The sequence below is a fragment of the Pseudomonadota bacterium genome, from assembly GCA_036339585.1.
Taxonomy (GTDB): Bacteria; Pseudomonadota; Alphaproteobacteria; order UBA8366; family UBA8366; genus UBA8366.
Genome location: JAYZAS010000007.1, coordinates 18,878 through 39,382, shown reverse-complemented (window position 1 = coordinate 39,382; position 20,505 = coordinate 18,878). Strand labels below are relative to the sequence as shown.

Genomic DNA, 20,505 nt, shown 5'->3' with positions numbered 1-20,505 from the left:
TTCGCGGCACTAGAAACAGCCTTGCCAGTCTCATCGCATCTCTACTTGTTTTTTACCTTTCTTATCCCAACACTTTGCCCTCAAGGGAGACCTAGTCTTAACTCTTTCTTACTGTTTTTTTATTCAAACCCCTTTTCAAAATGAGGACCACTCATTTTGCCATCGATAGCCATGCCGATAATTCCATGTGATAGATCCTTCAACGCTAGAAAGATTACATCGTCATCATCAGGGTCTGCTATCATCTGGTGTGGAGCATCGGCAGGAACGTGCACTAATGTTCCTTTTGGTGCTTTAAACGGAATACCGTCAATCTCACCCATGAGCGTCCCCTGTAAAACAAAATTGAATTGCTCATTTGGGTGGCTATGCATGCGAGAGCCAGTTCCTCGAGGCTTATGGATATATCCAACAAGCATCCGCTCGCCTTCTATAACTCCGCCATGAGCGGTTGAATACCCCGTACCTGCTGCAACCTTTTCGACTTCGTCCATTTTCCACGCTACAACCCCGAGGCCAGCCTTTTGGGCACCTTCAGTTTTAGTTTCACTCGCCATAAGTTCCTTCTCCTCCCAAAATATTTTTATCGGTTGACACAGTCTTAATTTAACTGGTTTGGTTTAACGAGTACACTATCGCTTCATTACAGGGCAAGAGTACTGGGGATATTACCTAGTGCAAAAGACACCCATTAAAACAACAGGTGGAGTGCTATAATGCTGAAAACAGCCATTTACGGACTTGGAAATTGGGGCCAAACATTAATCAATGCGGTTCACAATAAAAGCGATAAGATCCAAATTGTTCAAATGATAACCCGTGACCCCTCAAAATATACCGAATTTGCAGAGAAAACTGGTATCCCTATTTCCAATGATTATGAGGCAACATTGCGCAACGATGCCATTGACGCTGTCATCATTGCAACTGGGCATTCCGTGCACGGTAAACACGTGGAACAGGCTGCCTCTGCAGGCAAACATGTTTTCTGCGAAAAACCATTTACTCTGACGAAAGAGAGCGCCGTATCTGCTGTCGAAGCTTGCGAAAAAGCCGGGATAAAACTGGCTGTTGCCTTTAATCGGCGCTTTCAGCCTGCTCTCATTAAAATTAAAGAGATGATTGATAAGGGCGAACTAGGAACTCTATTGCATGTAGAGGGAGCTCATTCTGGACATGCCGGTTATGATCAAAAAGCGGGATGGAGGTCTACTAGAGAAGAAAACCCAGCTGGGGTTATGTGCGGAAAAGGTGTACATGTACTTGATCTAATGTTAATGGCGGCGGGACATGTGAAAACCTTACATGCCTCTTCTGAAACTCGCGTTCTTGATAGTGACAGAGATGACTGTACAAGCATAAATTTTCGTTTCAAAAATGGCGTAACTGGAAATCTTACCTGCATTGCCGTAACCGCAAATTATTGGCGATTCCATGTTGCCGGCTCTAAAGGTTGGGCAGAAATGCGCGGGGAGAGTACCTTGGCAACCTGCAAATTACGGAAAACCCCAGAAATAACCGAATTCGAATATGTTGATATTGAAAAAGCTGAGCTTGAGGCTTTCGCAGACTTAGTGCGAACGGGTAAGGATTTTCCTGTACCCATAACAGATGTTATTCATGGAGTAGAAATTCTTGAAAACACTGTAAGGGCTGCCGCAACTGGAGAAGTTATCAAATTCAATTAAAATTAATTTTCTGATTTTCGTAGTGCTTTAAACACTGTTACTAGGGGGAATATTTTCTTCAGTCTATTGCATTTTATTCGGCAATGTCTCCTTATTTACAACCAACTGAGGATCAAACCTGCCCTCAAAAGCACCGAGAACTGCCCGCGCACATGCCATCGCCATCCTCTTTGCGCATTCCTTCGTAAATGCGCCACAATGTGGGCTGACAACAACATTGTTAAGCTTTAGGAGTGGATTTTCCAAGTTTGGTGGTTCAAGCTCAAATACATCCAATGCCGCGCCTGCTATCAAGCCTTCTTTTAAAGCACAAAATAGTGCAGGCTCATTAACAATACCCCCACGCGAGACATTAATTACATATGCGGTTTCCTTCATCATTTTAAACTCTTCTGTAGAAATCAGATTTTCTGTTTCGAGCTTTTTGGGTACGTGAATACAAACATAATCTGTCCCACCTAAGGCATCGTGAAAATTAGTCACATAATTGTAACCCTGTACCTCTACATCCTCACGGCTGACAAAAGGATCTGCTACCAAAACCCTCATGCCAAAGCCACGTGCCCGAACCGCAGTTGCTTTTCCAATACGCCCGAAACCTATTAATAAAATAGTTTTCGCCAGAAGCTCCGTGCTATCAAAACCATCACGTATACCAAAGTTCCCCATACGAACGGCCTTATCGTAGATCACTGTTTGTTTCGCTAATGATAGCATAAGCGCTAATGTATGTTCGGCGACTGCCACCGAATTTACATCACCAGTAATGGTCAACGGCACGCCGAACTCTGTAAGCGCATTTATATCCACCGCCTCATAACCAACACCGTGGCGGGCAACTATTTTTAGGTGTGGTGCAGATTCTACGATCTCACGAGTAATTTTTGTCATGCGTACAATAATCGCGTCTGCGTCTGACAGTTCGTCAAATATGTCCTTAGAGTGTTCAGCCAACTCCTTAACTACTATCTCACGCACGTCACGAAGCATTGCTATTCCACTTTCGTGAATTTTCCCCAATACAAGAACTTTTTTCACCGCAACACTCGCCTCACTAAAACTTTCTACGCAGCGCCTCAGAGCCACGAGCCAATAACGCCAAATCAGAACCGACCGCAACAAAGTTCATACCAGCATCTATAAACATTTTCGCATCGTTCTCAATCCCGGTGAGAATTCCCGTAGGTTTTCCGGTTTTTTTAACTACTTCATGGCCGTCCAGAATAGCTTTGCAAACATCCGGGTGACCAAGCTGCCCTGGGAATCCCATATCACACGACAAATCGGCTGGACCGAAGAAAACACCGTCAACGCCATCAACGGCAGCGATATCTTCGACATTCGTCAATGCCTTTCGAGTCTCAATTTGAATAAGAATGCATAGCTCATCTTCAATTTTTTCGAGGTAATTACTCACACGCCCAAATCGGTTGCCTCGGTGATTATAGGAAACACCACGAATACCTTTTGGTGGGTAACGAGTTGCTGATACAGCTAATTCAGCTTCTTCTGCTGTCTGGATCATAGGAAAGAGCAAACTAAAGACACCTTGATCCAAAATTCTTTTAATCCACACCGGATCATTCCAAGGCGGCCTTACAATTGGTGTGGCACTGCCGCCTTCGAGTGCTTGTAGTTGTCCTGCGAGCAAAGGGATCTCATTTGGATAATGCTCCATATCGATAAGGATCCACTCAAATCCCGAGTCTTTCAGGATTTCCATTGACATGTGGTTTGCAAGGCCTGTCCAAAGGCCTATTTGTACTTCGCCATTTTGTATTGCACGTTTGAACCTATTCTTTTCAATTTCCACGGATTCACCCTTTTGTGATACTGCTAACCCTGAATATACAAAATATAACTTAACCCGAATAGCTAATGCCATGATATACAGGCGAGGGATAGATGGGACGTACTGCAATCGTCACAGGTGCCAGTAAAGGAATAGGGCTTTCGATAGCCAATAACCTAAGTCTTGATGGCAAGACTGTCATTGGAATCGCCCGTAGTGACCCGGAGAAAAACTTTCCGGGATTATACTACAAGATTGATTTAGAGAATGACACGGCTGCTGTTAAAGCCTTGGCGGAGATAGTAGCAGAGCACCAAGTAGACATACTGGTTAACAATGCCGGCTACTCACTACCCGCTAGTGCTCAAGACACTACTCTCAAGGATTTTGACAAACAGATAAATGTAAATCTGAGGGGCGCACTCTTGTGCAGCCAAGCCGTCATACCCGGCATGAAGAGGCGAAAATTTGGGCGTATCGTACACATGGCCTCACGCGCCATGATGGGTAAGGAAGATCGCACGGCCTATGGAGCTGCAAAGGCCGGGTTGGTGAGCTTCAGTAGGGGTTGGGCTTTAGAACTCGGGCCAGCAGGAATAACTGTCAACACGGTTTCTCCCGGGCCTATTCAAACGGAACTCTTTCTACGAAACCATCCGCCGGGAACCAAAAAATATCAAGAATTAGTTGATTCGATGCCAGTTGGACGCCTTGGCATACCGGAAGATATAGCCCATGCAGTGAAATTCCTTGTGGCTGATGAGGCTGGTTATATTACAGGACAGACAATTCATGTTTGTGGGGGGATGACAATAGGTGCGCCGGGTATTTAGTGGTTTATTTTTTCGCTAGCCGCCATGTAGTACCCAGATTATTATCCTCAATTACGACACCGCGCTCATTCAAATCATTGCGAATTTGATCGGCTTTCTCATAATCCTTAGCTTTACGCGCAGCGTTACGAGCCTCAATCAATTCATCGATCTCATTTGAATCTACCTCAAGGCCTTGAGCAAACCATTTAATCGGATCGTGTTCTAATATACCCAACAAGGCTCCCGACCCAATCAGGCTAGACTTTGCTTCTCTGCGTGCGTTCTCGTCCTGTGCAGTATTTGCCAACCGCACTAGTGCTGCCATTTCCACCATGGCTTTGGGAGTGTTTAAATCATCCTCAAGAGCTGCGATAACCGAAGGTGCTGGCATGGGAGGTGCCTCAAGATGTACATCTTTGAGTAACCTCAATGCTTCGTAGATCCTATCAAGGTTACGCCTAGCCAAAACAAGACTAGCACTCGACCAACCTAACGGTTGTCGATAATGAGCAGAAAGCAGTGCGTATCGAATTGCTTCACCAGGTGCCTCATCAAGAAGGTCAGATACCAATGTAACATTACCAGAAGACTTTGACATCTTTTCATGATCAATATTAACGAAGCCATTATGCATCCAATAACGTGCAAATGTCTTCCCATCATGCGCACAGACACTTTGCGCAATTTCATTCTCATGATGCGGGAATAACAGGTCTCGACCTCCCGCATGGATGTCAATGGTTTCACCAAGATGTCTTTCAATCATTGCAGAACATTCCAGATGCCAGCCGGGACGTCCAAATCCCCAAATACTGTCCCAGCCCGCTTGCCCATCTACTGATGGTTTCCAAAGGACAAAATCAGATGGATTTTTTTTATACGGGGCAACCTCCACTCTTGCACCAGCAACAATCTCATCCTGGTTGCATTTAGATAACGCTCCATATTCCGAATACGAGCGCACATCAAAGAGAACATGTCCATCTCTTGCATAGGCATGCCCTTTCGCAATCAGCCTTTCAATCATAAGCTTCATATCTTCTATATGATCGGTTGCTCGAGGTTCCAAATCTGGTGGCAAAACTCCGAGAGCTTCTACATCGCGGTGATATATCTTGGTATATCGTTCGGTGATAATGCTAATTGGGACACCTTCTTTTTGTGCCGCAGCATTGATTTTATCATCTACATCTGTGATGTTCCGAGCATAGAGTACGTGTTTACTGCCATAGAGATGTCGCAGCAAACGCACTAAAATATCAAAAACCACTGCGGGACGAGCATTACCAATGTGAGCGTTATTATAAACAGTGGGCCCGCAAGCATAGACCGTTACACGTTTTGGATCATTCGGAAGGAAGACTTCACGAACGCCAGAATAGGAATTGAAGACAGTTAAAGACATCTGAGCCAATAAACCTTAAGGATTGAATGCTTGCCGCAATGAGCAAGTGGTTATATATCACAGCACACTCAATTACTAATGAGTATTTAGGATAATAAAACCATGGCAAAAGACATGATACACAAACATTTTGCACCTCGAACCTCAGTTGAGCAAGTAGAGGAAGGAAAACGTTTAGCGCCCAAATTTGATGACAATGGCGTCATCCCGGTTATTACTACGGATGCAAAAAGTGGCGAATTGCTTATGCACGGGTATATGAATGCTGAAGCCCTTACCAACACAATAAGAACTGGTGAAGCTTTCTATTGGAGCCGGAGCAGGCAGGTCCTGTGGCATAAAGGTGCAACCAGCGGATTAGTGCAAAAGGTAGTAGAAATGCGAATTGACGATGATCAGGATGCCATATGGCTTCGGGTCGAAGTTGCAGGAAATGGAGCAAGCTGTCATGTAGGTTACCGTTCTTGTTTTTATCGTTCAGTTCCCACTGGGACTATTCCCGAATCACCAATCATACTGAAATTCGAAGAGTTAAATAAGGTCTTTGATCCGCAGGACGTATACGGCAACGCTCCAAACCCAACCAAATTGTAGGTTTTTATTAAGGTCAAATAATGATGATACGTAAATTACATGCCAATTTTATTCGGTGAGGTTTTCTGCAATTAGATGTTCAATTTGAGTGACATTACATTTAAATTATGGGGTTATTCTCCTCTACTGCATGCCTACAACAAACCCAACTCTCTGAGCTCTTGGGCCATCTCAAAGGGCATATTATCTGATTGCTCCTCTTCATTTGAGTCTGGCGGTGCATCCTTCGCTTCCAAGTAACGCCAACCTTGAAAGGGGCGATGCCGCTTTGGCATTGTCGGGATAACGTCTCCATCTAACAACAGTAAGCATCGTCGGATACCATTTTCATCTACGTATGAGTCATTTCCTTTAAGCATCTGGCGAGCACAAATAAAACCACCTATCACCCAATATAGTGAACCTCCGTTAAGTAATTCACCCATGCGCCGTGGCGCATTCCTTGTCCGGTGCCATAGCTTGGCTTCGCCATCTCGTCCTTTTATTAAGCGGCCCAACTGCATCATCCGTAAATGTTCGATATCACGGATGCCCACACAAAGTTTTTTGAGATGTAAAATACTCACCTACTGGCCTGCCTATCCTGATAAAAAACTGTCGCAACCTTTGAAGCAGAGGGACGCTCAAGATATTCACTGATAAACTGTCCCACAGCAAGAAGCTTGTTAAGATCTATGCCGGTTTCAATACCCATACCCTCTAACATGTAAATGACGTCCTCAGTTGCTACATTCCCACTGGCCCCTTTCGCGTAAGGACAACCACCAAGCCCAGCAATAGAACTATCGATCACCGATACACCCATTTCAAGACAGGCAAGGATGTTTGCCAAAGCCTGACCATACGTATCGTGAAAATGAATTGCGATCTTACTAAGCGCGACCCGTTCTAAAGTTGCCTCAACCATCGATTGCGCTTTTATAGGGGTGCCTGTGCCAATTGTATCGCTTAATGAAATTTCATAGCACCCCATGTCCTCTAAAATAGCCGCTACGTTAGCCACCGCTTTTGCCGAAACCTCACCTTCGTAAGGACATCCGAGGCCACAAGATATATAACCCCGTAGTGGAATGCCCGCCGACATTGCCGCCGCTGCCACCGGCTTGAACCTGTTCAAACTTTCTGCAATAGAACAATTAATATTTTTTTGTGAGAAACTCTCGGTAGCGGCAGCAAAAATTGCAACTTCATCCACCTTGGCCGCTAACGCTTGGTCAAACCCCCTCATATTGGGTATTAGAGCCGAATATTTGACACCCGGTCTTCTCGAAACACGGGCAAATACGTCGTTAGTGTTAGCCATTTGGGGGATCCATTTTGGTGAAACAAAGCTCCCCGCTTCCATAGCCCCAACTCCCGCTTCCCCCAAGCGCTCTATAAACTCTACCTTCACCTCAAGAGGCACGATCTTTTTCTCATTCTGCAGCCCATCACGCGGACCCACTTCAACGATTTTGACCTTTCCGGGTAATGCCATCAAATTTCCCTCAGTAGAACTACCGCCGATGCCCATCGACGTTTTCTGGCCTCGACAAACGCTATAGCATTATTGCCCACACTTCTCATTGCGTGTGCTTTTGCAAATGCTATTAAAGATTGTTCCACAGCGATACGATTATGAATTGAGTAGCGTAAATAATTCGTTAATAATTTTTCCAATAATACTAGCTGGCCCATTATTTAGTAGCTTGTCCATCAAATTATCCAGAGCAATATAAACAAACAAAATCAACAACTAAATCTACAAGCCCAGCCGAGAGCACCATTCTAGCAAACATTTTCTATGAATTCTTCACTGTTAGAGTCTCTCCTACTTTGAATAGCAGGTCTCAATTCGTCAGCTCTTGGTCTAATCACAGTGCATGTAAACCCCTTGATCCGCAAACCAGCTCGAATTACAAATGCCAAGTACCACGCCAAGCCTGGAACATCAGAACATTCCAAAGCTCAAAATGCCAGTCGCGAAACCCTGCCAGATGCTCTGTCCAGATATTCCTTATCGGCTCCAGCTCAAGCCATCCATCTTGGGCGAGGCTCTGCTCACTCAAAAGAGATTCTGCCCACTCACGTAAGGGCCCGCGAAGCCAACAAGCCATCGGAGGCTCAAACCCTTGCTTTGGCCTCTCGTATAGCTCGGGCGAGACGTACTTACTCAACAATCGCCGGAGGAGATATTTCCCCGAACCGTCCCGCCTTTTAAAATCTGATGGTAACGACCATGCGTAGCTTACAAAGTCATGGTTCAAGAAAGGAGCACGCACTTCAAGTCCTACGCACATGCTTGCTCGATCGATCTTGACTAATAAGTCTCCTGGTAGATAACTTTGAGAGTCAGCGTACGTCAACCGGCTCAAGTCATCCCCAGTGCTTGGCCAATAGTTTGATTCACCGAAGTAACCAAGTTCATTTAAATTACTAATTGAGTCAACCATTCTCCACCGAGACATAAAAAGGGCCTGCATTGCCTCGGGCGTATCGGCGGTACCCTCCTCTATCATTCGAAAAATCTTATCCCCTAACCGATAGGGGCGACCGGTGAAACTTTTTACCCTATTGAGAAGGCCTGTAGGCAGGATCGATGACACCAACGAGAAACTTATGCGTCTTCCACGATTATTTCCTCGATACCGGTCCAATATAGCCTCATATCTTGGATAACCTGCAAAGAGCTCATCACCGCCATCTCCAGATAATACGACCTTGACATGTGGGCGGGTCATGTCCGCCAAAAGCATCGTTGGTATTTGGCTTATGTCGCCAAAGGGTTCATCATAACATTCCGACGCTTTTCCGACCATTTGTAAAATGGAGCTCTCACTAAAAATCAGATTTGTATGATCAGTGCCTAGCACTTTGGCTACATTAGCGGCATGCGTTACTTCACTGAAGGACGGATCTTCAAAGCCAAGAGTAAATGTTTTTATTGTTCCATCTGTCTCTTTTTGCGCTAACGCTGTGATAATAGAGGAGTCGATCCCACCGGAAAGTAAAACCCCTAGAGGAACATCAGCAGTAAGCCGACGTTTTATCGAATCGGTTAATAATTTTTCTAATCTATCTAATGCTTCATCTTCCTCAATGAACTGATTTTTGACTTGGCTCGCCTCAAAACCTTCTCTGGGACACCAATACGGACTTGGTTTTGGTAAAATAGAGGGAACCATGTTTGCTACGTCAAGTCGTAAATGATGACCTGGACGCAGTTTGAATATACCACGATATATTGAGAATGGTTCAGGAACGTATGAATAACGTAGGAACGCGGCAAGAGCTCGTTCTTCAATCTCTGGCTGCCATGCAACGTGCGCCGTAAAAGCCTTCAACTCAGAACCAAATAGAAAGTGACTGCCACACCAACCATAATACAACGGCTTTTCGCCTAAACGATCGCGTACAAGATGCAAGCGACTTTTCTTGATATCCCAAAGTGCGAAAGCAAACATCCCATCAAAAAGATGGACCGCTTTGTCTAAACCGTAATAACAAATTGCAGCAAGTAGCACTTCGGTGTCTGAACTTCCACGCCAACTTGTAACGCCTTCCGCTTCAAGAGTCTCACGTATCTCACTGAAATTATAAATTTCACCATTGAAAGCCACAGCGTAGCGTCCGTCTTGCGATATCATTGGCTGATGCCCATGATCGCTCAGGTCAATAATCGATAAACGACGGAAACCAACTGCGAATCCAGCCTTTTTATCAAGGAAGACCCCCTCATCATCGGGGCCCCGGGCAGCGATACGAGACGCCATATCACGGGCGCAATCTTCTAACATCGGCGCTTCAAACGCATGCTTTATGTCAATTACACCAGCAAAGCCACACATGTTTTCATCAAACTTTTTAATAATTAGGGGCTTGTTCGCCAACCGGTGATTTTTCAGCACTCTCGAAGGCCGAGACACACTCGGCAGCAAACTCAGCATGATTTTTAACCAGATTGAGCCGAGCTGCAAGGTATCTTAAATACCATCGGCTTGCATCAGTTCCTGCACTACGGCGTCGGACATATTTTAAAGACCGACCAGCGAGCCGCTTACAAGCAAAACTTTTTATGGAAAGGGGCAAGTCAGGATTTTCATAAAGAAAGTGCGCGACTGCTCTTGTTACACGCTGCAATTGTCGACCTTCATTTGTAGACAAACGCCCTTCCGATTGTTTTGGCAACCAAGTTACAACGTCGTTAAGCCTGAGAAATGGCCACCTCCGGGCCAACCTCAGCGTTAATCCGTACTCTTGTGAATGGATTACCCGTTCGTCACACCCCCCCACTGCACGAACAGCATCTGTTCGAACTAGAAATTGTGACGGATTGAATAGAGAGTTTTTTAGCGCCAATCTGAGAGGAGCGTCTATCCTGTCTACGGTTGCATCTTTTGAAGGACCCTGCAAATTTAATTGACATGCTGATGCGAACTGCCTTACGCCTCCAAAAATTAAACAAGCATCACTGGCCTTTAGAGCATTGAGTAGAGCCATTGTGGCATCTTCAGTCAAAAGATCATCGGCATCTACAAACTTAAGATACGGCTGGTTAGCCAATTTGATCGCAGCATTGGTAGCAGCCGCTGAACCCGAATTAGGTTGAGTTTTAATAATCACATTTTCCCAATCTGCCGTTTTTGACTTTACAATATTCAGCGAACCATCGGTGGAACCATCATCCAAGAAAATATACTGTTTTGGAAAATTGCCCTGTTGTAACTTTATTTGCTGGATGACACTGGGAAGATGCTCCGCCTTATTGTAAACCGGAATTATAAAAGAAACACCGTTAGGAATGTTACTGTTATTCGACATGTGTGCCTACCAATGACCAGCATCGAGCCATTTTTCCAGCAGATTGAGACGGTCGTGCCCCCAAAATTGTTCATCGTCAGCAATGATAAAAGGTGATCCAAATACACCAGCGTCAACCGACGCCATAGTAATCTCTCTCAGTTTGTCTTTTATTATCTGACTTTGGCAACCAGCCTTTAATTGTTCTCCATCTACCTCAATCGCTTCAGCAACCCGCGCCACGTCGTCAAGATCGCTCATGTCATTACCTAGACCCCAATGTTCATAATAGATAGCGGCTGCTAAGTCCTTTGCTTTGCTGGGGTCTTGTTCATTTAGCCAATAAAAAGCACGACTAGCCGATAGCGAATTCATGGGTATTTTTTCGGGCAAAGAAAAAGGCAAATTTATCACCTTGGCACAACGTTCAATATCGCGTTTAAAATACTCACCTTTCATAGGCACTAATACATTTGGCTTGCTACCAGTAGCATTTAAAGCGACGCCTAACATTATTGGGCGCCATAAGACCGTACGCCCGTATTTTTCAGCAATACTATCTACTGTAACACTGGCAAAGTAACCATATGGACTGGCAAACTCGAAATAAAATTCAATTGGCTTCAATTTTCGCATCTAATCCTATCTATTAAGGTGTTTCAATTCATCCGCAAAAATCACCACGGAATTATTTTCCCGTCGTAATTGACATAAGACCCTGTACGGTCAAGTGTCAACGAGTCGAATGTCTCCCTCATACCGGAAACGCTAGTTTGAACATCAATAGCTGCATTTGGCCCTCCCATGTCAGTCTTAACCCAACCGGGATGTATTAGTAATGTTGTGATACCTTTGAGACGAAGCTGAGGAGTAATAGTTACCACAGCCTGGTTAAGGGCTGCCTTAGAAGAACGATAGACCGGCATTCCACCAGTATTTTGTTCGAGACTTGCCATTATACTTGAAAGGAATACGATCTGCCTTCGTTCCGAAATTTTAATGTTCGGTATAAAAAGCTCTGCAACTCGGAGCGGTGCTAGAACGTTTACCAAAAAAGTTTCAGCCCAAGAGTCATAGTCGAAAGTGCCAATATCTGTATTTTTTGCGAGGTTAACGCCAGCGTTATTAATTAAGAGGTCTATTGCTTTTCCCGACAGCTGCTCCGAGAGATTTTTAAGATTTGTTGGATCAGCAATATCCAGCTGTAGAGCTTCTCCATTTCGGTAGCCGGCACCCTCTGGGTTACGGCATGTAGCTATTACATCCCAACCTGCCTTAAGATACTGTTTGACAAATTCACGACCAATACCTCTGCTAGCACCCGTTATCATTACTGTTGGCATATTATGTCCTCAAATTTTTATTTTGTTAGAAGAAGAATATTTGCTGGCTTAATTTTGTTATTAGGCGTTTGAATGATGATATTCACTCACACCGACAAATATATTTCAACTTCTCCAAGAAAATCAAAATGCAGATTGGTAGAAGGGATCAACTATTCAAAGCACTTAAAATATTAACCAAGCAGCAAGGCCTAGGAAGCAAAAAACCCAATAATATCTGTAATTGCTGTTACTAGAACGCATGATGCTAACGCTGGACCAATACCTCCCCGGTATAGTGCTACGGGCACTCCGACACCGATGAGTCCGGCAACAACCATGTTGATGATTATTGCCAACCCAAACACTACACCCAAACTCAAGTCAGAAAACCACAAACCGACAATAAAAAATAGTATTGCAGGGAGAAGTATGCCGTTAATACCGCCAAACAGTATCTCCTCCCCAATTGTCCTAGTTCCATTATTTACTGTCAACTCTTTGGTTGCAATAGCACGGACGGCCACCATTAATGCTTGAGTACCTGCGTTGCTACCCAATGCAGCTGCTTGGTCACGTACCAACGTGTCATCAACGCCGTAAAGCGGAGTAGGAGCACCGGATGTTTTAAGGGCCGGTAGTTCTCATGAAGCCTCCATTAGCAGTAAAAGCATCCTCAGCTTTGTACCACACTAATCTAGGGTCTTAGGTATTGTGAACCCATATATTTTATGACTTCAAAGCCTGAATTTATTTTCATGCTTTAGCCCATCTACAGGTCAAGATTATGGTACAGGAGCTACATAATCTATAAACTAGAGAACACAAACATTGAAGATAACTGCCATACTTCTGGTATTTTAATGGCTGTAAGGTTTATAGCAGACAAGAACAAATGCACCACTATATCTAACGGACTTTGTCTATTCCGAAGTGGTGGTGCGGTCGAGAAGACTCGAACTTCCACGGGATTTCTCCCACAGCGACCTCAACGCTGCGCGTCTACCAGTTCCGCCACGACCGCATATGTCGTAGTATTATATTATTAACGAGATAAGAAAAGTAATTTTACGCACATTATCAGGAAAACAATTTTGAAACACGTTGAATGGAAGATAAGTGACCATCCGGTAAAATACCATGAGGCCATAGCTCTGATGGAAAATCGCGTCGCTGATATCCGGGAAGGTACTAAGCCTGAATTAATTTGGCTTTTAGAACACCCCCCTTTGATCACTGCGGGCACTAGTGCAAGGTCAGATGACCTCTTTGACACAAATCGTTTCCCAGTCTTCGACAGCGGTCGGGGCGGACAATATACATATCACGGACCCGGTCAGCGTGTAGTTTATGCAATGTTAGATTTGCGTGTTCGTGGTGCAGATGTTCGCCAGTTTATTCGTAATTTAGAAGAGTGGATAATTCTTGCCTTGTCGCAGTTTAACATCAATGCCGAACGACGAGCAGATCGTATTGGTATTTGGGTACGCGGGTCTGGGAATAGTGAAAATAAAATAGCTGCAATAGGTATCCGTATTCGTCATTGGATAAGTTTTCATGGGATTGCTATTAATGTTGACCCCGATTTGGATCACTTTTCGGTTATACGCCCCTGCGGTATTGAGCGTCAGAAATATGGGGTTACCTCCTTAGTTGATCTTGGGCTGCCAGTCACGTTAGAGGATCTTGATATGGCATTAATGGAGTGTTTTGAAAATGTATTCGGTTAAATATTGCTGCATCATAATATTATCTGGCCTTTATCTGTTTTTTTTATGTGCCTCCTCCTTAGCTGGCGAAATCAAGCCTGGATCCGGATATTTTACCTATGAAGACCGGATTAGAGATAATAAAAACCGAGATATCTCAGTTTACTATCATTGTCCGACATCCTTTACAAAGACCGATCCCATCGTAATCATAATGCATGGCAATAGCCGCAAGGTGTTGCGTTTCTGGCGACCATGGAAAGCTTATGCTGATCAGTATAATGCCCTTATTCTTGCCCCAGAATTTGATAAATTCGACTTTCCTGGAAGCCTATCATATCATTCTGGAGGCATATACGATATTGCCACGGGCGACGAAAAGCCCGAAAAGGAATGGACATTCAGTATAGTCGATCGCATTTTTGATCGTGCCAAATTTCTAACTGGTTCAGTGCAGAAAAAATTCTTACTCTACGGTCACTCTGCTGGCGGGCAATTTGTCCACCGTTATTTAACATTCAAGGGCGGTTCCAAGGTAGCGAGGGCCGTCGCAGCAAATGCTGGATGGTATACGTTGCCGTTATTTACCATAGATTTTCCATACGGTATGGGAGACAGCCCAGCAAACAGCAGTAATTTGAAGCCACTTTTCGCGACAGATTTAACCATTCTCCTCGGCGATCGCGATACCCGCCAAACAAAGAATCTTCGCCAAACACGGGAAGCCAAGGATCAAGGCCCTCACCGCTTAGCGAGGGGTAAATTTTACTTCCAGATCGGTCAAGAAGCGGCGCTAAGGAACAACCTTCAATTCAACTGGAAACTAAAGACAGTAGCCGGAGTGGGTCACTCGAATAAGGGAATGGCCAGCACCGCTGCCAGCATTTTACTCAAAAAAAATCCTTAAAAAGGGAGCTCCAGTATCACAAAAGAGAATTCTCTTCCCTTTAGGTCCGTAGATTTTTTAAGCCGTATTGACCATCCTGCTCTCGTTTTACACTTTGAAATTTTGAAAGAACCATCATTCGCCATATTCCAAAATAACTTGATCCACCTCAAGATTATCTCCAGGCACAAAGTTTACCTTTGCAATTATTCCATCGCGATCGGAGCGTAGCACATTTTCCATTTTCATGGCTTCTACTACGGCCAATTCATCTCCATCCTTTACAACGTCCCCAACTTTGACTGACAACCTTACAAGAAGACCTGGCATTGGCGCTAGGAGATATTTCGTTAGATCGGGCGCCTCATTCGCTGGCATATAACCATAAAGTCGGGATTGACTAGGCGTCAGAATGATAAGATCAGCGCGATAAATACCCGATGTAAGGCTCATGCCGATTTTATTTTCCTGAAGGATAAAGTTATGATCAATACCATCGATGTTGCTTTGAAAGATCGCTGACCCTGGAGTCCAATCGGAATGCAAGGACAGAACGCTCCCGCCCACCGTGATCGTAGCGTTACAGCTATCCCAGGAAACCTCGGCTTTAACGGATATTTTTTCGCTTTCAAGATCGGTGCTTTGAATAATATAGGAACTCGACCTCAGGTGATTCATGCGACTATCTTGCTTCGCTCTAACAAAAGCAGCTGCCGCAATAAATACAACCATTTTCGATCCAACAGCTTTTTCAGAAGTAAAACCTTCAGGAAATTCTTCTGAAAGGAAATCAGTTGAAAAATCTGCTTCCGCAAAACGATCATTTGAGATTACCGCCGTCAAGAATTGAATGTTGTGGGCAATTCCCCGAACTAAGTAAACTGAAAGAGCCTTTCTTAATTTTTCTATAGCCTCTTGTCGGTTACCACCATAGGTTATTATTTTTGATATAAGAGGGTCATAAAAGATAGAAATCTCGCTACCCTCAACAACACCACTATCAACTCTAAGGGAGGCTGACCTCACAGGTTCTTTATATTGAGTTAAACGACCAGTTGAAGGCAGAAAATTTCGAGTAGGATCCTCAGCATATACGCGTGCCTCTATTGCCCAGCCATCACAATTAACATCCTCCTGACCCAAAGAAAGTTTCTCCCCCGCGGCAATCCTAATCATCTGTTCAACCAAATCAATTCCAGTAACAAATTCTGTTACAGGGTGTTCAACTTGAAGCCGAGTATTCATTTCGAGAAAATAAAAATTACTCTCTCGATCAACTATAAATTCAACCGTTCCAGCGGATGAGTATTGGACTGCCTTAGCTAGCGCTATGGCTTGCGCCCCCATCTCATCTCGAGTATCCGAAGCCAGGAATGCAGAGGGTGCCTCTTCGATAATTTTCTGGTGCCTTCGCTGTATGGAACACTCACGTTCTCCAAGATGAATGACGTTACCGTGTTTATCACCTAAAATCTGTATTTCGATATGCCGTGGTCTTTCTATATATTTTTCCAAAAAAATTCGATCGTCTCCAAAACTCGCAAGCGCTTCATTCGCTGCCAATTGAAATCCCTCACTTAATTCAGCAGCATTGTATGCAACGCGCATTCCTTTACCTCCGCCACCAGCCGATGCCTTTATCATAAGGGGGTATCCTATATCTTCCGCAATTTTTAAGGCCTCTGTATTACCTTTAACAACTCCGAGGTAACCGGGCACGGTAGAGACACCCGCATCTTCCGCTATCTTTTTAGAACAGATCTTATCCCCCATCGCGCCGATAGCATCTTTGGAGGGACCTATGAAGGTAATACCCGCCTTCTCAAGGGCAGCAGCGAATTCTGACTGCTCCGATAAAAAACCATATCCGGGATGAACCGCGTCAGAGCAAGTTTCTTTCGCTATCGCAACTATGTTATCTATTTTTAGGTAACTTTCGCTTGCAGGGGCCGGACCAATACATACAGCTTCATCGGCCATAGCTACATGTAGTGCCATCGCATCTTGCTCGGAAAAAATAGCAACTGTTGAGATCCCCATAGCCTTAGCCGTTTTAATAACGCGACAAGCAATCTCACCTCTATTAGCAATGAGTATTTTATTAAACACCGCCCTAAGCTGCTGCTGCAACTTGGGCTACAGCATCAGCCGCCTGAGCTATTTCCGCCGAGTCGACATCGAGATGTGTCACAGCTCTCATTTCATATTGATTTTTTATACCTATGCGTACACCTCTCTCTAGCAGCCTCTCATGAAATATCCTTGCAGTCAGCCCGGTTTCTTTAACGCTAAAGAAGACAAGATTGGTTTCTACAGGCCATAACTCAATTCCCGCAATGCCAGATATTTTATCGGCAAATCGTTTAGCAAGCGTATGATCGTCAGCAAGCCGAGCCACATTATTCTCAAGTGCATAAACCCCAGCCGCAGCTACTATGCCCGATTGACGCATCGCGCCACCGAGACGCATCTTCCAACTCCAAGCCTTTTCTATAAAGTCACTTGAACCACACAGCACAGCTCCTACAGGACAACCTAAACCTTTGCTTAAATCAACCCACAGAGAATCAAAGGGTTTTGCAAAATCGGCGGCCGTGATATTACTTGCGACCGCAGCATTTAGCAGACGGGCACCATCCATATGCATGACCAAACCAAACTTCCTTGCAATCTCCGCAATCTCGCGAATTTGCTCTAACGGCCAAATTGAACCGCCACCAGCATTTGATGTCTGCTCAATCTCTATCATACGGGTACAGGGAATATTTCGTTTCTTCATATTGACCGCGTCCTCGGCCTGCGTCGCGGTGAATATACCTCGTTTACCATTGATAGACTTAATCTGAACACCAGCAAGCGCTGCTGCTCCGCCGGACTCGGAGTTTATAAGATGAGAGGTCTTGTCAGCGATGATTTCATCTCCGGGCTGACAATGAACCAATACTGACGCTTGGTTGCACATCGTGCCCGATGGCATAAATACGGCTGATTCTTTACCCGTTAACTCAGCGGCCATTTCACACAGTTTGTTGACACTGGGATCTTCCCCGCGTTGTTCATCCCCAACCGGTGCTTTTGCCATAGCCTCCCTCATACCCGGCGAGGGCCGTGTTTGTGTGTCGCTATGCAAATCTACATTAATTTTTTCCATGCTTTCCCCTAAGCGGTTTCTTAAAATAATCTCGTTAAATTATGATATTTCAAAGACCAGGCATTTCAGATTGTCTTTCCGAACTTGAATTCCAAAACAGGTATAACGAGACTAAAGTGGTATATTGTCATGTTTTTTTGAAGGATTATCTAATTTTTTATTTCCTAGTAATTCTAAACCACGACAAAGCCGCGCACGGGTACTATGAGGTGGAATGATGTCGTCAATGAAACCAAGCTGACTAGCAACAAGTGGGTTTGCGAATTTTTTACGATAACTTCGTGTCCTTTGCGCGAGTTTATCCGGGTCTCCTATCTCTTCACGAAAAATAATTTCTACTGCTCCCTCTGGCCCCATTACGGCTATTTCTGCACTTGGCCAGGCGTAATTTAGGTCGCCACCTAAATGCTTAGAACTCATCACATCATATGCCCCACCATAGGCTTTGCGTGTGATTACCGTAAGCTTGGGAACAGTAGCCTCAGCATATGCAAACAATAGTTTAGCACCATGTTTTATGATACCTCCGTATTCCTGGATTGTCCCCGGAAGAAAACCGGGAACATCAACGAGTGTTATAATCGGTATTGCGAAGCAATCACAAAAACGTACGAAGCGGGCCGCTTTTCTTGAAGAGTCAATATCAAGACAACCAGCCAATACCATAGGCTGATTCGCTACAATACCTACGGGCACACCACCTAAGCGCGCAAACCCTATGATAATATTACCGGCATAATCAGGCTGAACTTCAAAAAAATCATGCTCATCAACAATTTTATAAATCAATTCAAACATGTCATATGGCCGATTAGGATCGCGGGGAACCAATGTGTCCAATGAGCTTTCTAAACGATCAAGAGGGTCATTCGTTAGCCGAACTGGTGGCTTTTCTCGATTTGAAAGGGGAATAAAGTCGAAAAACCGGCGAACCTGAACCAGAGCTTCAATATCGTTCCCAAACGCAAGATCGGCAACGCCTGACGCAGAGGTATGCGTCAATGCCCCTCCTAATTTTTCAGCTGAAACTTCTTCGTGGGTAACCGTTTTGACAACATCGGGACCAGTAACGAACATGTGTGAACTATTCTTAATCATAAAAATAAAGTCAGTTATCGCTGGTGAATAAACTGCACCACCCGCACACGGCCCCATAATCACAGAAATTTGTGGAATTACACCAGACGCTAAGACGTTTCGTTGAAAAACATCCGCATACCCTGCTAATGATGCGACACCCTCTTGAATGCGGGCTCCGCCGGAGTCACTTATACCAATCACTGGGGCGCCTACCTTCATTGCCTGATCCATTACCTTGCAAATTTTACCAGCATGAGCACTAGATAATGAGCCGCCAAAAACCGTGAAGTCCTGACTGTAAAAAAATACAGGCCGACCATTGATTTTTCCATGACCGGTGATCACTCCATCGCCGGGCACTCTCTTACTGCCCATGCCAAAGTCATGACAACTGTGCTCAACAAACATATCCCATTCTTCAAGGCTTCCTTCGTCAAGCAGTGCATCAATGCGCTCACGTGCAGTAAGCTTTCCTTTTGAATGCTGCGAGTCAACACGCTTTTGGCCACCACCGAGCATTGAAGCCTCGCGTCGTTTCTTGATACGTTTAACTACGTCATTCATCGTGAAACCTCTGTATCACCACAACCATCGGTTTTTAAAAGTGAAAGAAATTTTGCCGAGGTCTTAATATCTCTTGCCTGGTCATCAAGTCGGTCCATTAGTTCACTCTCTTCCCCCCAGCAATCGATTTGGTATTGATCATCAATTTGGCATGCTTTTATACAAAATTCAGGCCCTATCTCACATTCTACCATTCCCAAAGCGAGAACCAAAGAACCACTCGCTTGGGTTAAGTTGACAAGGCCTACTAATTCAAAGGCATTGTATTGCAAAAGCACATTTTTGAGTCGGCTCAAGCTATTCGGTGGCTGGGCCACTGGAATTACGCCTTCTGTGACAACCAGTGGAGCTGCAAAATTTTTTTCAATCCAATGCAAGAGGGGCTGCCAGAGTTCTTCCTGCCTTGCCCGGAGAGTATTCGGGCCGGATGCGCGGTAACAAAGCAAATCGGTGTTAGCATAATCAAGTAACTTAGCTACTATAGGCTCTTTATCGGGCGAAACTCTATCAATGGCTGTACATGCCATACAGGTGTTTGGCATTAGCAAAGTATCAATTTTTTTTTCCTGTTTATCCCATTCCTTTGCTATCACTGAGGCTAGCCTTTTGGTTGGCAAAATAAGTTGATTTTTCTCGGGTGTGATTAGTGCTGAACCGTCTAAGGTTACAGCGAACCGTCCATTGCGGTATACAACCGTGATGTTTTTTAAAGAGTTTTTC

21 protein-coding genes and 1 tRNA gene are annotated in these 20,505 nt (G+C 44.6%); 5 read left to right on the top strand and 17 right to left on the bottom strand.

Features of this window, described 5'->3' with window-relative positions; all coding sequences use genetic code 11:
* Positions 1 to 119: 119 nt before the first annotated feature.
* A complete protein-coding gene (locus tag VX941_07025) occupies positions 120 to 557 on the bottom strand; it encodes a cupin domain-containing protein (GenBank protein MEE2933161.1) in 438 nt (145 codons plus the stop codon).
* A 159-nt stretch (positions 558 to 716) separates the two neighbouring features.
* On the opposite strand from VX941_07025, the gene VX941_07020 reads away from it, so the two are divergent.
* Complete coding sequence (locus tag VX941_07020; GenBank protein MEE2933160.1) at positions 717 to 1,688, top strand: Gfo/Idh/MocA family oxidoreductase; 972 nt, start codon at positions 717 to 719, stop codon at positions 1,686 to 1,688.
* 63 nt (positions 1,689 to 1,751) lie between these two features.
* On the opposite strand, the gene VX941_07015 is transcribed toward VX941_07020, so the two are convergent.
* Complete coding sequence (locus tag VX941_07015) at positions 1,752 to 2,726, bottom strand: hydroxyacid dehydrogenase (GenBank protein MEE2933159.1); 975 nt, start codon at positions 2,724 to 2,726, stop codon at positions 1,752 to 1,754.
* 16 nt (positions 2,727 to 2,742) lie between these two features.
* Positions 2,743 to 3,501: an aldolase/citrate lyase family protein gene (locus VX941_07010; GenBank protein MEE2933158.1), complete on the bottom strand. Its 759-nt coding sequence runs from the start codon at positions 3,499 to 3,501 to the stop codon at positions 2,743 to 2,745.
* A gap of 92 nt (positions 3,502 to 3,593) precedes the next feature.
* Between VX941_07010 and VX941_07005 the strand changes: the two genes are divergently transcribed.
* Positions 3,594 to 4,313: an SDR family oxidoreductase gene (locus tag VX941_07005; GenBank protein MEE2933157.1), complete on the top strand. Its 720-nt coding sequence runs from the start codon at positions 3,594 to 3,596 to the stop codon at positions 4,311 to 4,313.
* Between the two features lie 4 nt (positions 4,314 to 4,317).
* On the opposite strand, the gene cysS is transcribed toward VX941_07005, so the two are convergent.
* On the bottom strand, positions 4,318 to 5,700 hold the full coding sequence (gene cysS, locus VX941_07000; GenBank protein MEE2933156.1) for a cysteine--tRNA ligase: 1,383 nt from the start codon (positions 5,698 to 5,700) through the stop codon (positions 4,318 to 4,320).
* A gap of 102 nt (positions 5,701 to 5,802) precedes the next feature.
* On the opposite strand from cysS, the gene hisI reads away from it, so the two are divergent.
* Positions 5,803 to 6,294: a phosphoribosyl-AMP cyclohydrolase gene (gene hisI / locus VX941_06995; protein MEE2933155.1), complete on the top strand. Its 492-nt coding sequence runs from the start codon at positions 5,803 to 5,805 to the stop codon at positions 6,292 to 6,294.
* 134 nt (positions 6,295 to 6,428) lie between these two features.
* Here the strand turns inward: hisI and VX941_06990 are convergent, their stop codons facing one another.
* From VX941_06990 to VX941_06950, 9 genes are all read right to left on the bottom strand, one after another.
* Positions 6,429 to 6,860 (bottom strand): DUF1489 domain-containing protein, encoded by a 432-nt coding sequence (locus tag VX941_06990; GenBank protein MEE2933154.1) that lies wholly within the window; start codon positions 6,858 to 6,860, stop codon positions 6,429 to 6,431.
* Positions 6,857 to 7,771 (bottom strand): hydroxymethylglutaryl-CoA lyase, encoded by a 915-nt coding sequence (locus VX941_06985; GenBank protein MEE2933153.1) that lies wholly within the window; start codon positions 7,769 to 7,771, stop codon positions 6,857 to 6,859. Before VX941_06985 ends, VX941_06990 begins: the two co-directional genes overlap by 4 nt.
* The gene (locus tag VX941_06980; GenBank protein ID MEE2933152.1) at positions 7,771 to 7,971 is read right to left on the bottom strand and encodes a hypothetical protein; all 201 of its coding nucleotides are present in this window, start codon (positions 7,969 to 7,971) and stop codon (positions 7,771 to 7,773) included. Before VX941_06980 ends, VX941_06985 begins: the two co-directional genes overlap by 1 nt.
* Before the next feature lie 218 nt (positions 7,972 to 8,189).
* Positions 8,190 to 10,163, bottom strand: coding sequence for an asparagine synthase (glutamine-hydrolyzing) (gene asnB / locus VX941_06975; protein MEE2933151.1), 1,974 nt, complete (start codon positions 10,161 to 10,163; stop codon positions 8,190 to 8,192).
* On the bottom strand, positions 10,138 to 11,094 hold the full coding sequence (locus tag VX941_06970) for a glycosyltransferase (protein ID MEE2933150.1): 957 nt from the start codon (positions 11,092 to 11,094) through the stop codon (positions 10,138 to 10,140). Before VX941_06970 ends, asnB begins: the two co-directional genes overlap by 26 nt.
* A 6-nt stretch (positions 11,095 to 11,100) precedes the next feature.
* Positions 11,101 to 11,709 (bottom strand): 2-hydroxychromene-2-carboxylate isomerase, encoded by a 609-nt coding sequence (locus VX941_06965; GenBank protein MEE2933149.1) that lies wholly within the window; start codon positions 11,707 to 11,709, stop codon positions 11,101 to 11,103.
* A 41-nt stretch (positions 11,710 to 11,750) separates the two neighbouring features.
* Positions 11,751 to 12,416 carry an SDR family oxidoreductase gene (locus VX941_06960; GenBank protein MEE2933148.1) on the bottom strand — a complete coding sequence of 222 codons (666 nt, stop codon included), beginning with the start codon at positions 12,414 to 12,416 and terminating at the stop codon, positions 11,751 to 11,753.
* 191 nt (positions 12,417 to 12,607) lie between these two features.
* A complete protein-coding gene (locus tag VX941_06955) occupies positions 12,608 to 12,979 on the bottom strand; it encodes a magnesium transporter (GenBank protein MEE2933147.1) in 372 nt (123 codons plus the stop codon).
* 353 nt (positions 12,980 to 13,332) lie between these two features.
* Positions 13,333 to 13,419 (bottom strand) — tRNA-Leu (locus VX941_06950).
* Positions 13,420 to 13,486: 67 nt separating this feature from the next.
* On the opposite strand from VX941_06950, the gene lipB reads away from it, so the two are divergent.
* Positions 13,487 to 14,125, top strand: a complete 639-nt coding sequence (gene lipB, locus VX941_06945) for a lipoyl(octanoyl) transferase LipB (protein ID MEE2933146.1) — start codon at positions 13,487 to 13,489, stop codon at positions 14,123 to 14,125.
* Positions 14,112 to 15,011, top strand: a complete 900-nt coding sequence (locus VX941_06940) for an alpha/beta hydrolase (GenBank protein ID MEE2933145.1) — start codon at positions 14,112 to 14,114, stop codon at positions 15,009 to 15,011. The genes lipB and VX941_06940 overlap by 14 nt, the downstream gene beginning before the upstream one ends.
* A 114-nt stretch (positions 15,012 to 15,125) precedes the next feature.
* Here VX941_06940 and VX941_06935 read toward each other — a convergent pair whose 3' ends face one another.
* The 4 genes from VX941_06935 to VX941_06920 all read right to left on the bottom strand — a co-directional run bounded on the left by VX941_06935 (position 15,126) and on the right by VX941_06920 (position 20,486).
* Positions 15,126 to 17,099, bottom strand: coding sequence for an acetyl/propionyl/methylcrotonyl-CoA carboxylase subunit alpha (locus tag VX941_06935; protein MEE2933144.1), 1,974 nt, complete (start codon positions 17,097 to 17,099; stop codon positions 15,126 to 15,128).
* Between the two features lie 4 nt (positions 17,100 to 17,103).
* Positions 17,104 to 18,141, bottom strand: coding sequence for a threonine aldolase family protein (locus VX941_06930; protein ID MEE2933143.1), 1,038 nt, complete (start codon positions 18,139 to 18,141; stop codon positions 17,104 to 17,106).
* Between the two features lie 111 nt (positions 18,142 to 18,252).
* Positions 18,253 to 19,785, bottom strand: a complete 1,533-nt coding sequence (locus VX941_06925; GenBank protein ID MEE2933142.1) for an acyl-CoA carboxylase subunit beta — start codon at positions 19,783 to 19,785, stop codon at positions 18,253 to 18,255.
* Positions 19,782 to 20,486 (bottom strand): ATP12 family protein, encoded by a 705-nt coding sequence (locus VX941_06920; protein MEE2933141.1) that lies wholly within the window; start codon positions 20,484 to 20,486, stop codon positions 19,782 to 19,784. Before VX941_06920 ends, VX941_06925 begins: the two co-directional genes overlap by 4 nt.
* Positions 20,487 to 20,505 lie beyond the last annotated feature (19 nt).

Coding starts and splice junctions, on each gene's coding strand:
- VX941_07025 (MEE2933161.1), bottom strand. CDS start 557: ATGGCGAGTGAAACTAAAACTGAAGGTGCCCAAAAGGCTGGCCTCGGG.
- VX941_07020 (MEE2933160.1), top strand. CDS start 717: ATGCTGAAAACAGCCATTTACGGACTTGGAAATTGGGGCCAAACATTA.
- VX941_07005 (MEE2933157.1), top strand. CDS start 3,594: ATGGGACGTACTGCAATCGTCACAGGTGCCAGTAAAGGAATAGGGCTT.
- cysS (MEE2933156.1), bottom strand. CDS start 5,700: ATGTCTTTAACTGTCTTCAATTCCTATTCTGGCGTTCGTGAAGTCTTC.
- hisI (MEE2933155.1), top strand. CDS start 5,803: ATGGCAAAAGACATGATACACAAACATTTTGCACCTCGAACCTCAGTT.
- VX941_06985 (MEE2933153.1), bottom strand. CDS start 7,771: ATGGCATTACCCGGAAAGGTCAAAATCGTTGAAGTGGGTCCGCGTGAT.
- VX941_06980 (MEE2933152.1), bottom strand. CDS start 7,971: ATGGGCCAGCTAGTATTATTGGAAAAATTATTAACGAATTATTTACGC.
- VX941_06970 (MEE2933150.1), bottom strand. CDS start 11,094: ATGTCGAATAACAGTAACATTCCTAACGGTGTTTCTTTTATAATTCCG.
- VX941_06965 (MEE2933149.1), bottom strand. CDS start 11,709: ATGCGAAAATTGAAGCCAATTGAATTTTATTTCGAGTTTGCCAGTCCA.
- VX941_06960 (MEE2933148.1), bottom strand. CDS start 12,416: ATGCCAACAGTAATGATAACGGGTGCTAGCAGAGGTATTGGTCGTGAA.
- VX941_06940 (MEE2933145.1), top strand. CDS start 14,112: ATGTATTCGGTTAAATATTGCTGCATCATAATATTATCTGGCCTTTAT.
- VX941_06930 (MEE2933143.1), bottom strand. CDS start 18,141: ATGGAAAAAATTAATGTAGATTTGCATAGCGACACACAAACACGGCCC.
- VX941_06925 (MEE2933142.1), bottom strand. CDS start 19,785: ATGAATGACGTAGTTAAACGTATCAAGAAACGACGCGAGGCTTCAATG.